The following is a 12511-nucleotide window of genomic DNA, read 5'->3' on the forward strand; positions in this document are numbered from 1 at the left end:
CCGCGGGACAGAAAAGCTAAATCCTGTCCCCGCAACCAAACAAACGCCCGCGAAAGCGGGCGTTTTGCTTTTTGGCCTTGGTGGCCGGTAGTTCATCCTTGCTTACCGAATCCAGCAGGATCGCCGCGCGCCAGTTCCTCCAGATATGCACGCAGCGACCGCGGCAAGGGGCGGGTGTTCTATTCCTCGCTGGAGCACGTGGCGTCGAAATTCCAGCTGCCGCAGATGCGCACCATGCTACGCTGCGGACTGGCGTGGGCCCCGCTGAGTCGACGGGTAAACCCGGCTAGAGCGTTTCACCGTTTCACGGAAACGGTAAACGCCTCTATCTCATTGTTTTTACGCAATTCCGGACGGAAAACCGCGTCGCACTTCCTGGAATTGCTCTAAACGCTCTCGAGATAGGTCTCGATCTCGAAGTCGCTGACATTCAGCGCGAACGTGTTCAACTCCTGGCGCTTGCAGGCGACAAAGGCGTCGCGCAGCACGTCCGGAAATATCTCGGCCACGCGGGGACCGGCTTCGAAGGCGGCGATGGCCGAGGCCCAGTCTGGCGGCAGCTTGGCGAGCGTCAGCCCCTGGCCTTCGCCGCCCGTCGGCTCGCCGGGCGAGAGCTGGCGCTCGATGCCGATCAATGCCGCGCCGAGGATCGCCGCCAGCACCAGATAAGGATTGGCGTCGGCGCCGGAGACGCGATGCTCGATGCGGCGCGCGGCCGACGGTCCGCCCGGAATGCGAATCGCCACCATGCGGTTCTCGTAGCCCCAGGCGACGGCGGTCGGCGCATAGGATCTCGGCCGCAGCCGGCGATAGGAATTGAAGTGCGGCGCAAACACCAGCGTGCTTTGCGCCATCGCAGCCAGCAGGCCGCCGACGGCATGGCGCATGGTGCCGGAGCCCTGGTCGGAGCCGTCGTCGAAGATATTGCGGCCGTCCCTGTCGAGGACGCTGAAATGGACATGGAAACCGTTGCCGGCGCGCTCGCCATAGGGCTTGGCCATGAAGCAGGCGGCGAAGCCATGCTTGCGGGCGATTCCCTTGACGGTACGCTTGAAAAGCACCGCATCGTCGGCGGCGCGCAAGGCGTCGGGCACATGGTTCAAATTGATCTCGAACTGGCCGACGCCGTTCTCGGCAATCGCGGTGTCGACCGGAATGTCCTGCATGCGGCAGGCTTCGTAGATGTCGTGGATGAAGGCCTCGAAATCGTCGACCTCGTCGATCGAGAGCGCCGCGTCGGAATCGAGGCGCCTGCCGGTGACCGGCGAGACGGGGCCGACAGGCCGCTGCGAGGTCGGATCGACGAGGTAGAATTCGAGCTCGGTCGCGGTGACCGGCGTCAGACCGAGCGCCGCGTAGCGGTCGAGGATGCGGGCCAGCGCGCGGCGCGGATCGCCGAGATAGGGCGCGCCGCCGTCGTCCGCCAGCCAGAGGGGCAGAAGCGCGGTCGGATGGGCCGTCCAGTTGACGGGCAGGATGCCGCGCCCGGTCCAGTGGCAAAGGCCGTCGGCGTCGCCGGTCGAGAACACCTGGGCGTTGCCTTCGATATCCTCGCCCCAGATGTCGAGGCCGATGGCCGAATAGGGCATGCGCAGCTTGCCTTCGAGCGCCTTGCGCGCCTGCTCGACCGGAATGCGCTTGCCGCGCATGATGCCATTCAGGTCGCACACCGCCGCCCTGAGGCTCTGGATATCCTTCCTGCTTTCAAGCCAATTCAAAACGTCCGTGACCGCATCGCTCAATTTCCAGCCCCTTTTTAGGTGCTGTAGCCCTTGCTGGGCTACGATATCCAATTTTCAGCTTGTGAGTCTATGAAGGCCGTATCGACTGGCGCCGAAGTGGCTTTCTTCATTTTTTCAAGTCACTAGCTGGGATATCGGGCGGCATTTCAGGTTCATTTTCGCGATCTGCGATCGCAACATAGCTGGGCGGTGAGGGAAAGCCAAGTCGAGATTTCTCGTCATTCTCGGGCGGAGCAAGGAGCGAAGCGACGCGGCGCGGACCCGAGAATCCATTCCGTGGCTTCCAAGCTTCGCGACTCGTGCAGAATTCTGCACCGCTGCATCCTTCGGTAGAGGTAACGGAATGGATCCCAGGGTCTCCGCGACGGAGCTTCGCTCCTGCTTCGCCCTGGGATGACGAGCTTTGAGGCGCTTTCGGCCAACCTCGAAGGCTTTTCCTAATGCCGCATCTCCGGAAACTTCACCTGGCCGAGGATGTGCTTGGCGCCCTCGTCGATGTCGCGCACGATCGCCTTACGCGCCCGCTCGCCGTCGCCGGCCTCGATCGCCGCCACGACCTCCTCATGGTAATCGATGCCGAGAATCCCGGCGAGATCGTCCTCGAAGCCGATGCGCAGGTTGCGCAGGAACGGACCGACCTGCATCCACACCGTCTCGATCAGGAAGATCATCTGCTCGTTGCCGCAGTGGCGGTAGACCCCGAATTTGAAGTCGTGGTTCTTGCGCAGATAGTTTTCGATGTCGCCGCTGCGCGCGGCCTGGGTAAGTTCGGCGCAATGGCGGCGGATGGCGCGCAGATTGTTGCCGTTGATGCGTTTTGTGGCGAGCTCGGCGGCCGTGCCTTCCAGGACCGTTCGCACGGCGGTCAATTGCGCAAACCGCTCGGCGGAGATCAGAGGCACCTCGACGCTACCGTTCGGCATCGGGCTCAGCGCCCTCAGCGCCTGCAGCCGGGTGAAGGCGCTGCGCACAGGCATGTCGCTGGTGCCAAGCTCCTTGGCGAGCTTGCGCGAGGTCAGCTTCTGGCCAGGCTGCAACTGTCCAGACATAAGGGCCCGAACCAGCTCCAAATAGACTTTCTCATGCAGTGGAACGGTATCGACAGCGGTCAGTCCGAATCGTGTTTTGTCGGCCATTGGCTCTGCGTTACTTCGTCGTCCTGAAAGCTGCTTCGTCGCTCTATCCGCCGCGGGGATAGATTCCGATGGCATTGGGGTGCACGATAGACGGTTAACGCGCGCCCTCGCAAGGGAGCGCGCGTCGGCTCCCAACCGCGTCATTGCGACTGCTGCGTTATCGAACTCCGATGCCCGCCAAAAGGCCGCCGTCGATCCTGTAGTCCGCCCCGGTGCAAAAGCTTGCCTTGGACGAGCACAGGAACGCGATCAGCTCGGCCACTTCCTCCGGCTCGCCGATGCGGCCGAGCGGATGCGCTTCGCCAAAGCGTTTGAAGGCAGCTTCGACATCCGCATTGGGATCGTCGGCGCGGGCAGCGCGTTCGAGGATCGGGGTGCGGACGGATCCCGGGCTGACGGAGTTCACGCGGATGCCTTTCCGGGCATAATCGAGCGCCAGCGAGCGCGTCAGCGTGTGGATCGCGCCCTTGGTGGTGGCGTAGGCCGCGACATTCTCCTGGCAGGCGGTGCCTTGCACCGAGGCGACGTTGACGATGGCGCCGCCACCGCGCTTGATTATTTCGGGTATGCCGAAACGGGCGGTGAGGTAGATCGACCCGACATTGACCGACATCGCCCGGTTCCAGGTCTCGAAATCCGTCGTCGTGGCCGTGCCGTAAGGATGCACGGCGGCCGAATTGACGATGACGTCCAGTCCGCCGAATTTTTCGACGCCGTCGGCGATTGCCTTCTCCACCTGGTCTGGCATGGCAACATCCGTGGCCAGCACGAGCGCGGCCGCACCCGCGCGGTTGAGCTCGGCCTGCAGCATCGCGTTGGCGGCCTGGTCGATGCCCAGCGCGATGATGGCGGCGCCGCCCTCGGCAAGACGCCGCGCGGTTGCCTCGGCGATGCCGGTCGTTCCCGTCACCAGGGCGACCTTGCCGTCGAAATCGTTCATGGACAAAACTCCTGCAATGATGGACGAAAGCGCCTGTCGGTGGTCCGTCGCAAGGCGTCGCAATCACCTGATTTGACGGCCATTGTCATCCGACAATATGGTCGATCGCAACCGCGCTGAAGCGCTCGCGCTGAAACAGAACCGGTCGGCGCGGCTTTACGCCTTTGTTTTGATGCATGGCGGCCAATCAGAACCGACATGTATGAAAACGCATGCTTTGAGAGGCAGTCATGGAACAATGCTGGCGCTGGTATGGCCCGAACGACCCAGTCACGCTCGACCACATCAAGCAGGCCGGGGCGACTGGTATCGTGACAGCGCTGCACCACATCTATGACGGCAGCGCCTGGCCGCCCGACGCCATCCTCGAACGCAAGCGCATCATCGAGGCGGCGGGCCTGACCTGGTCGGTGGTGGAAAGCATCCCCGTCCACAACTCGATCAAGACCGGAATGCCTGGAAGGGAACGTTACGCCGGCTGGTACAGGGATACGATCCGGGCGCTGGCCAAGGCCGGCATCTCGACGATCTGCTACAATTTCATGCCAGTGGTGGACTGGACCCGCACCGACCTGATGTACCGGCTGCCGACCACCGGCTATGCGCTGCGCTTCGACGCCCTCGACTTCGCCGCGTACGACGTCTTCGTGCTGAAGCGGCCGAATGCCGAGGCGAGCTATAGCCCGGTGCGGTTGCAGGAAGCGGAAGCGCGGCTCAAGACCCTGAGCAGCGAGGACATCGACAGAATAGAGCGCAATCTGATCGCCGGCCTGCCGGCCACCGAGCGCACTTACAATCGCGAGACGATGCGTCAGGCGCTTGCCGACTATGCCGCGATCGGCCCGGCCGAACTGCGCGCCAACCTCGCCTGGTTCCTGAAGGAGATCATCCCGGCCGCCGAGGAAGTCGGCGCGCGCATGTGCATCCATCCCGACGATCCGCCCTTCTCGCTCTACGGCCTGCCGCGCGTGGTTTCCACGGCGGGCGACGCGCGTTTCATCCTAGGCGTGGTCGACAGCCCGTCGAACGGACTGACCTTCTGCACCGGCTCCTACGGTGTGCGCGCCGACAATCACCTCGTCGCGATGATCGAGGCGTTCGGTCCGAAGATCCATTTCGCGCATCTGCGCAACGTGACGCGCGAGGCGGATGGCTCGTTCTACGAGGCCGAGCATCTGGAAGGTTCGACCGACATGACCGAAGTCATCCTGGCGCTGATGAAGGAAGAGGCGCGTCGGCGCAAGGAGGGGCGCTCCGACTGGCGCATTCCGATGCGGCCGGACCATGGCCATCTGCTCGCCGACGATATCGGCAAGACCAAGATCAATCCCGGCTATTCGCTGATCGGCCGACTGAAAGGCCTTGCCGAGCTGCGTGGCATCATGCGCGCCGTGGAGCGGTTCGAGCTGGCTTGAGGTGGACTTCCGAAGTGCTTCGACATGGCGCGGCCTGACCGCCTCCGGCGAGATTGCCGCTGAACGAGCCGCCGCTCAGTTGGAGGGAACGCTCTCCAGTTGTCGTTGAATCCCGCTCGCTCGGGCAACATAGCTGCGCCAGCCGCCATATGCCGAGATGTCAGTCGCCGCCAACAGACCGACGCTCTCCGCCAGGAAACCCTTCGCCGAGGTGCCGTCGTCGAGCTCGATGGTGCCGATGCCGAGCGGCGGTGGGATGGCAGCTACGAAGCGGCCGAACGCGTCGGCGTAAAGCCGCCAGACCTCGATCTCGATGGCGGTGCCGCCGTGGCCGACCCGGACAAGCCCGGGCTTGGGCGGGGTCTGGTCGGCGAGCTCATAGAGCTTGTAGGACGGCGTCGTCCGCGCCGATCTGCAGAAGCGGGCGCCGGCCTCTTTCAATTGGCCGTTGAGCGGCATTCCCGAAAGATGCGCCCCGACCACCACCAGTTCGATCGTGCCATCCTCGGCCGATGCGTTGACGGCTAGCGCGCCCGATTGCCGCCATCCGGTCGCACCGAGAGCGAGGCCGCTCGCGGCATGGAGATCGCGCGCCACCGCCGCGACGAGGCCGTCGCGTCCTGCGGCGGCAAGGAGGGTCACGCTCATCGGCAAACCGTCGTCGCGCGTGCCGGCCGGCACGGCGATGCCGCACATGTCGAGCAGATTGACGAAATTGGTGTAGGTGCCGAGCCGGCTGTTGGTGGCGATCGGATCGGCAAGCACGGCATCGACGCTATAGTGGGTCGGCGCGGTCGGCACGCAGAACAGATCGACGGAGGCGATGACTGGGGCGAGGCGCGCCTTGTAGGCCTGCAAGGCGTAGAGCCCGCGGAAAGCGTCGGCGGCGGACAGGTTCCTGGCGCCGCCGATGATCTTGCGCGTCACCGGATGGAGGGCCGCTTCATTCGCCTCGAAGAAATCGCGGATCGCGGCATAGCGCTCCGCCACCCAGGCGCCTTCGTAGAGCAGGTCGGCGGCGGCGTAGAAGTCGCCGAACGGGATTTCGACAAGCTTGGCGCCGAGCGTTTCCAAGGATGCGAGAGCTGCCTCGAAGCCGGCCTGCGTCGTCGCGTCGCCAAAGAACTTCAGGTCGTCTCTGGCCGGGATGCCGACGGTCAGCACCGGCGGTCGGGCGGCGAGGGGCTGGACGGCGACCGCGCGTGAATAGGGATCGGCGGCATCGTGCGCCGCGGCGACCGAGAATACCGCATAGGCGTCGTCGACGGTCAGCGCGAAGACCGAGACGCAGTCCAGCGTCCGGCAAGCCGGCACGACGCCTGCCGTCGACAGGGCGCCGACGGTAGGCTTCAGCCCGACGATGTTGTTGAGGCCGGCCGGGATGCGCCCCGAGCCTGCGGTGTCGGTGCCGAGCGCGAAGGAGACGATGCCGCGCGCCGTCGCAACGGCCGAGCCCGACGAAGAGCCGCCCGGCACCAGCTTGGAATCGATCGCATTCCTTGGGATCGGCCAGGGTGTGCGCACGCCGACAAGGCCGGTGGCGAACTGGTCGAGATTGGTCTTGCCGACGACAAAAGCGCCCGCGGCCCTGAGCTTTGCCACGACCGTCGCGTCTTTGTCCGGCGTGTAGGCATATTCGGCGCAGGCCGCCGTGGTCGGCATGCCGGCGACGTCGATATTGTCCTTGACGGCGAAAGGGATGCCCCAGAGCGGCTTCGATACCGGATCGAACGGGCCGAGCGCCTCGGCCTGGGCCAGCATCGCGGCTCTCGTCGCAAGGTGGATGAAGGTGCCGGGATCGCCAGCGGCTGCGATGCGCGCCAGCACCGCATCGATCACCTCGGCGATGCTAAGCCCGCTTTGGTAGGCCGCGTGCAGGCTGCCGATGTCGAAGCGGATGTCGTTCATTTCGTCTCCCCCAGAATGATCACCGGCAGGTCCCACTGGATCAGCACCACGCAGCCGTCCTTCGTCCACACCGAATGCTCGGTGCCGACCGGATTGAGTATGACGCTGCCCGTAGGATAGTCGCCGTTCTCGTCGCTCTGGGTGCCGTCCAGCACGACGATGGTCTCCAGCCCGGCATGGCGGTGGCGCGGCACGCCGGCGCCGGGTTGGTATTTGAGGATCGCGACCGACGGTTCGACCGGGCCGCCCCTGAGCAGCCAATGCACGGTGACGCCATCGCGGAAAGGCTCGAACGCCAGATCGCGCCAGCCGCCATCGACGAGGCCGGCAAAGGCAAGATTAGGCATTCGCAATTCCCTCGAGGACCTGGTCGGTGGTCGCCGTCCAGCCGACGATGGCGCCCTGCGCCCGGATCATGGCGAGCGCGGCCGCCTTGAATTCGGGAAAGTAGCTTTCCGTTGCATCCTCGGCGACCAGGCATTCGTAGCCGCGGTCGTTGGCCTCGCGCACCGTCGTCTGCACGCAGACTTCGGTCGTCACGCCGGCAAACACCAGTTGCCGCGCGCCGATCCGTTTCAGGTCGTCGCCGAGGCCGGTTGCGTAGAAGGCGCCCTTGCCGGGTTTCTCGATGACGATCTCGCCGGGCAGTGGCGCGAGCTCCTCGAGGATCGCGGTGCCAGGCTCGCCGGCGATCAGCACACGGCCCATCGGACCGGCATCGCCGATGCGGATCGACGGGTTGCCGCGATCGCGCTTGGCGGGGGGCAGGTCGGAAAGGTCGGGCCTGTGGCACTCCATGGTATGGATCACCGGCAGGCCCGCGGCGCGAAACCCCTCGATCAGCCGCTTCACCGTCGGCACGATCGCCGTGACCCGGCTGACGTCGTTGCCGAGACTGGCGCCGAAGCCGCCGGGCTCGGCGAAGTCGCGCTGCATGTCGATGACGATGAGCGCTGTCGTTTCGGGCTTGAAGGCAAAGGCGAAGGGCTGCGCTGCGATTTCCCCCATCAGTGATGCCCCGCCATATGCTCGCCGATCGTCTGCACGCTGGCCTGCGCGATCGGAGTCTCGTAGACGAGCGCGCCGTCGGACATGACGAGGATGCGGTCCGAGAGTTCCAGCAGCTCGTCGAGGTCTTCGGACATCAGGAGCACCGCGGCCCCCGCATTGCGCGCCTTCATGATGCGGGCGCGGATTTCGGCGACGGCGGAGAAATCGAGTCCGAAGCAGGGGTTGGAGACGATCAAAAGGTCGACCTCGCCCGTGAGCTCGCGGGCAAGCACTGCGCGCTGCACATTGCCGCCCGAGAGCGAGGCGATCGGCGACGACAGCGATGCCGTCTTGACCTTGAACTGCTCGACCAGGCGGGCGCTGAACGATTTGATGGCGCCGGCGCTGATCCAGCTCACCGGCTTGCCGTTACCGTCCACGTCGAAGGTGCGGAAAGCGATGTTCTCGGCGACCGTCATCCTTGGCGCGCAGGCATTCTTCAGCGGCTCCTCCGGGATCAGCCGGACATTGAGCGCGCGCGCCTCGGTGCGCGTCGCCGCATAGGCGGCGCCGCGCACCATGACTTCCCCCTGGTCACGGGCGCGCTGCCCGGCCAGCACTTCCAGGAACTCCTTCTGGCCGTTGCCGGAGATACCGGCGATGCCGACGATCTCTCCCGAACGCACCCCGAGATCGGCGATGTCGATCGACTTCAGCCCGGTGCGGTCCGGCGCCTTCAGCGCCTTCACCTTGAGCACGATCTCGGCGTCCGGCTTCGGCGCCGCGCGGCTGTCGAGCGCGGCGATCGGCTGGTCGCCGATCATCATCGCCGCCATCGCCTTGTGGGTGAGATCGGAGACCTTGCCGGTCCCGGTGAGCCTGCCCTTGCGCAGCACCGTGATGTCGTCGGCGAATGCGGTGACCTCGTGGAACTTGTGCGAGATCATCAGCACGGTGAGGTCGCCGGCCTTGGTCATGCCGCGGACCAGGCCGAGCACTTCCTGCGCCTCGCCCGGGGTGAGCACGGATGTCGGCTCGTCCAACACCAGGAAATTGCGGCCGAGATAAAGCTGCTTGATGATCTCCAGCTTCTGCTTCTCGCCGGCGGCGAGCTCGGCCACCTTGACGTCGAGCGGCAGCTTGAAGGGCATGCGCTCCATGAATTGGCCAAGTGCTGTGCGCTCCTTGCGCCAGTCGATGACGCCCGGCACTTTTTCGCGCGAGATGACCAGGTTCTCGGCGCCCGTCAGGGACGGCACGAGCGTGAAATGCTGGTAGACCATGCCGAGGCCGAGCGCCGATGCGTCCCTCGGGCTGGCGATCTCGACCTGGCGTCCGTCGACCAGCATGTCGCCCGATGTCGGGTGATAGAAACCCATCATGCATTTGACCAGCGTCGACTTGCCGGCGCCGTTCTCGCCGAGCAGGGCATGGAAGGAGCCTGCCGGCACCTTGATGGAGACATCGTCCAGCGCGGTGAAGGCGCCGAAGCGCATGGTCATGCCGATGGTCTCGACGCCGGTCGCCTTTCTATGCGTTCCGCTCATCGCCGGCTCCTCACGGCAGCTGCGCGACGAGCGCTGCCGAATTCGACACCGCGCCGAAAACGCCACCCTGCATCTTGATCATCTTGATCGCCGCCAGGTGGTTGCCGTAGTCGGTCGCTCCGCAGCAATCCTCCAGCATCACGCATTCGAAGCCGCGGTCGTTGGCTTCGCGCATGGTGGTGTGCACGCAGACATCGGTGGTGATGCCGGTGAGCACGATGTTTTCGATGCCGCGCTGGTTGAGGATCAGCTCGAGATCGGTTGCGCAGAACGAGCCCTTGCCGGGCTTGTCGATGATCGGCTCGCCCTCGGCCGGATAGAGGTCGGGGATGATGTCCCAGCCCGGCTCGCCGCGTACCAGGATACGCCCGCACGGGCCGGGATCGCCGATGCCGGCATTGATGCGGCGCGAGCGCCAGCGCTTGTTGGCGGGCAGGTCGGCGAGGTCGGGGCGATGGCCCTCGCGGGTATGGATGATGGGGTAGCCCTTGGCTCGCATAGCCGACAGGACAGACTTGATCGGCTCGATTGGTGCGCGGACCAGCGACAGGTCGTAGCCCATATGGTCGACATAGCCGCCGGGCCCGCAGAAATCGGTCTGCATGTCGATGATGATCAGCGCCGTGTTGTCCGGCCGGAGATCGCCATTATAGGGCCAGGGATAGGGATCGGCATCGATGTAGCGCTGGGGGATCTCGGCTCTGGCGTTCATGGCGAAAACTCCGGTCTTGCGAGCGGTTCGTGGTGCGCGGTCATTTGGTGATCGACAGTTCGCCGGGCGCGCCGGCGAGCGTGCGGCTCGGCGACGAGGTGGCGATCATGATGATGAGGGTGAGGATGTAGGGCGCGGCGTAGAAGAGGTAGTAGCCCTGCGTGACGCCCACCGACTGCAGCGCCGGGCCGAGCGCGCCGGCGCCGCCGAACAGGAGCGCGGCAGCGAAGCAGCCAAGCGGATTCCAGCGCGCGAAGATGACCAGCGCCACCGCCATAAGCCCCTGGCCGGACGAGATGCGCTCGGTCCAACTGCCTGGATAGTAGAGCGACAGATAGGCGCCGCCGATGCCGGCCAGCGCGCCGCCGACGCCGGTGGCCAGCAGCCTGACCGTGTTGGGGTTGAGACCCATGGCGCGCGCGGCATCGGCGCTGTCGCCGACCACGCGCACGATCAGGCCGATGCGCGTGTTGCGGAAGGCCCACCAGAGGAAAACGGCAAGAGCGGCACCGATCAGGAACAGCACGTTGACGTTGAGCGCCGCCTGCACCTGCGGGATGTCGGACCAGGCGCCGAAGGCGATTGCCGGCAGGTCGGGCGCCGAGGGCTGGATGAAGGGCTTGCCGAAAAAGAAGGCGAGTCCCGTACCGAACAGCATCAGGGCGATGCCGATGGCGATGTCGTTGACCTTCGGGAATTTGCAGATCCAGCCATGGAAGAGACCGAAACAGAGGCCGGCAAGCGCCGCTGCCAGCAGGCCGGGCCATGGCGAGCCGGTCATCACCGCGACCGCGTAGGCGCTCATGGCGCCGAACACCAGCGTGCCTTCGAGGCCGAGATTGATGCGACCGGAGCGCTCGGTGATGGCTTCGCCGAGCGAGACGAAGATGAAGGGTGTGGAGACGCGGATGGCGCCGCCCAGCATCGCGAGCGGCACGCCCCACAGGCCGATGTCGGTCGTTTCCATCAGGTGCTCCTCTGCCAGAGGTCCGGGTTGAAGAGCTTGAAGCGGCCGTAGAAGGTCTCGCTGAACAGGATGACGATGAAAAGCATGCCCTGCAGCACGAGCACAGTCGCGTCGGGCAGATCCATGCGGCGCTGGATCAGGCCGCCGGACGCGTCGATGCCGCCGAGCAGGATGGCGACGGGGATGATGGCAAGCGGGTTGTGGCGGGCGAGGAAGGCGACGAGGATGCCGGTATAGCCGTAGCCGGCGGCAAGCGAGCCGTTGGCGCTGCCCTGCACGGCCGCGACCTCCAGCATGCCGGCAAGGCCGGCGAAACCACCCGCCAGTGCGGTGAAGCCGACGATCAGCGGCCCGACGGCCAGCCCCTGGACCTGCGCTGCCCTGACATTGCCGCCAGCGATGCGGGCGGCGAAGCCCCAGCGAGTCTTCTCGATTAGCAGCCAGGAGAGCACGCAGGCGAGGATGCCGACCACCAGGCCCCAATGCACCTCCATGCCCGGTATGTTGCCGATGCGGTAGATGTCGGCCAGCGGCTGGGTCGAGGGCTTGTTCAGCGAGGCCGGGTCACGCAGCGGTCCTTCCACCAGATGGTTCATCAGGGCGATGGCGATATAGGCCATCAGCAGGCTGGAGATGGTCTCGTTGACGGCGCGATAGTGGCGGAGCGCGCCGACGACACCTATCCAGGTGCCGCCGGCGGCTGCGCCCCCCACGCCCATGAGAAGGATAACAAGAAAAGACGGCGCGCCGTTCAGCGCCACGCCGATGGCGGCCGCGGCGACGCCGCCCAGCACGATCGCGCCTTCGCCGCCGATCACGACCAGGCCAAGGCGCGCCGGCAGCGCCACGCAGAGCGCCGCAAGCAGAAGCGGCGCGCCGCGCGACAGCGAGTTCTGGATCGAGAACCAGGAGCCGAAGCCGCCCCGCCACATCGTCTCATAGAGCTGGACCGGCGACTTGCCGACAGCCAGGACGAACAGGCTGAACAGCACCATGCCGACGACCAGCGCCGCGAGCGGAATGACGAAGGCTTCCGCCCGCCTGGCGGTCCATTCGAGTGCCGCCCGGTATCCCCTGGCATCGAGGATGGTCCGCACGTCCGGGCTGCTCACAGTGTCCGCCATAGTCCCCGTCTCCGCTCGGCTCGCGCTTGA

Annotated in this window: 11 protein-coding genes and 1 pseudogene; 2 read left to right on the top strand and 10 right to left on the bottom strand. The window is 65.6% G+C overall.

Translation table 11 applies throughout. The features are described from left to right. Positions 1 to 261 (top strand): annotated as a pseudogene (locus tag CK230_RS33450) (hypothetical protein); the annotation flags it as partial. Between the two features lie 125 nt (positions 262 to 386). Here CK230_RS33450 and CK230_RS22690 read toward each other — a convergent pair. The 3 genes from CK230_RS22690 to CK230_RS22700 all read right to left on the bottom strand — a co-directional run bounded on the left by CK230_RS22690 (position 387) and on the right by CK230_RS22700 (position 3818). Further along, positions 387 to 1742: a glutamine synthetase family protein gene (locus CK230_RS22690; protein WP_095819383.1), complete on the bottom strand. Its 1356-nt coding sequence runs from the start codon at positions 1740 to 1742 to the stop codon at positions 387 to 389. Between the two features lie 437 nt (positions 1743 to 2179). After that, positions 2180 to 2878, bottom strand: coding sequence for a GntR family transcriptional regulator (locus CK230_RS22695; protein WP_095819384.1), 699 nt, complete (start codon positions 2876 to 2878; stop codon positions 2180 to 2182). Positions 2879 to 3035: 157 nt separating this feature from the next. Next, entirely contained in the window at positions 3036 to 3818 is a 783-nt protein-coding gene (locus CK230_RS22700; protein ID WP_095819385.1) for an SDR family oxidoreductase, read from the bottom strand. A 230-nt stretch (positions 3819 to 4048) separates the two neighbouring features. Here CK230_RS22700 and uxuA point away from each other — a divergent pair, with 230 nt between their 5' ends. After that, positions 4049 to 5233, top strand: a complete 1185-nt coding sequence (gene uxuA / locus CK230_RS22705) for a mannonate dehydratase (RefSeq protein ID WP_095819386.1) — start codon at positions 4049 to 4051, stop codon at positions 5231 to 5233. Positions 5234 to 5308: 75 nt separating this feature from the next. Here the strand turns inward: uxuA and atzF are convergent, their stop codons facing one another. From atzF to CK230_RS22740, 7 genes are read right to left on the bottom strand one after another with little or no spacing between them, the layout of a single operon-like run. Then, complete coding sequence (gene atzF, locus CK230_RS22710; protein ID WP_095819387.1) at positions 5309 to 7141, bottom strand: allophanate hydrolase; 1833 nt, start codon at positions 7139 to 7141, stop codon at positions 5309 to 5311. Then, on the bottom strand, positions 7138 to 7488 hold the full coding sequence (locus CK230_RS22715; RefSeq protein ID WP_095819388.1) for a cupin domain-containing protein: 351 nt from the start codon (positions 7486 to 7488) through the stop codon (positions 7138 to 7140). Before CK230_RS22715 ends, atzF begins: the two co-directional genes overlap by 4 nt. Next, the gene (locus CK230_RS22720; protein ID WP_095819389.1) at positions 7481 to 8149 is read right to left on the bottom strand and encodes an isochorismatase family cysteine hydrolase; all 669 of its coding nucleotides are present in this window, start codon (positions 8147 to 8149) and stop codon (positions 7481 to 7483) included. The genes CK230_RS22715 and CK230_RS22720 overlap by 8 nt, the downstream gene beginning before the upstream one ends. After that, positions 8149 to 9678, bottom strand: coding sequence for an ABC transporter ATP-binding protein (locus CK230_RS22725; RefSeq protein WP_095819390.1), 1530 nt, complete (start codon positions 9676 to 9678; stop codon positions 8149 to 8151). Before CK230_RS22725 ends, CK230_RS22720 begins: the two co-directional genes overlap by 1 nt. Positions 9679 to 9688: 10 nt before the next feature. Beyond that, positions 9689 to 10390, bottom strand: a complete 702-nt coding sequence (locus CK230_RS22730; protein ID WP_095819391.1) for an isochorismatase family cysteine hydrolase — start codon at positions 10388 to 10390, stop codon at positions 9689 to 9691. Positions 10391 to 10430: 40 nt separating this feature from the next. Then, positions 10431 to 11357: an ABC transporter permease gene (locus CK230_RS22735; RefSeq protein ID WP_095819392.1), complete on the bottom strand. Its 927-nt coding sequence runs from the start codon at positions 11355 to 11357 to the stop codon at positions 10431 to 10433. Then, complete coding sequence (locus tag CK230_RS22740) at positions 11357 to 12481, bottom strand: ABC transporter permease (RefSeq protein ID WP_095819393.1); 1125 nt, start codon at positions 12479 to 12481, stop codon at positions 11357 to 11359. Before CK230_RS22740 ends, CK230_RS22735 begins: the two co-directional genes overlap by 1 nt. Positions 12482 to 12511: the final 30 nt, after the last annotated feature.

It is taken from the genome of Mesorhizobium sp. WSM3859 (assembly GCF_002295065.1).
In the GTDB taxonomy this organism is placed as follows: domain Bacteria; phylum Pseudomonadota; class Alphaproteobacteria; order Rhizobiales; family Rhizobiaceae; genus Mesorhizobium.

Coding starts and splice junctions, on each gene's coding strand:
- CK230_RS22720 (WP_095819389.1), bottom strand. CDS start 8,149: ATGGGGGAAATCGCAGCGCAGCCCTTCGCCTTTGCCTTCAAGCCCGAA.
- CK230_RS22740 (WP_095819393.1), bottom strand. CDS start 12,481: ATGGCGGACACTGTGAGCAGCCCGGACGTGCGGACCATCCTCGATGCC.
- CK230_RS22730 (WP_095819391.1), bottom strand. CDS start 10,390: ATGAACGCCAGAGCCGAGATCCCCCAGCGCTACATCGATGCCGATCCC.
- uxuA (WP_095819386.1), top strand. CDS start 4,049: ATGGAACAATGCTGGCGCTGGTATGGCCCGAACGACCCAGTCACGCTC.
- CK230_RS22725 (WP_095819390.1), bottom strand. CDS start 9,678: ATGAGCGGAACGCATAGAAAGGCGACCGGCGTCGAGACCATCGGCATG.
- atzF (WP_095819387.1), bottom strand. CDS start 7,141: ATGAACGACATCCGCTTCGACATCGGCAGCCTGCACGCGGCCTACCAA.
- CK230_RS22715 (WP_095819388.1), bottom strand. CDS start 7,488: ATGCCTAATCTTGCCTTTGCCGGCCTCGTCGATGGCGGCTGGCGCGAT.
- CK230_RS22700 (WP_095819385.1), bottom strand. CDS start 3,818: ATGAACGATTTCGACGGCAAGGTCGCCCTGGTGACGGGAACGACCGGC.
- CK230_RS22735 (WP_095819392.1), bottom strand. CDS start 11,357: ATGGAAACGACCGACATCGGCCTGTGGGGCGTGCCGCTCGCGATGCTG.
- CK230_RS22695 (WP_095819384.1), bottom strand. CDS start 2,878: ATGGCCGACAAAACACGATTCGGACTGACCGCTGTCGATACCGTTCCA.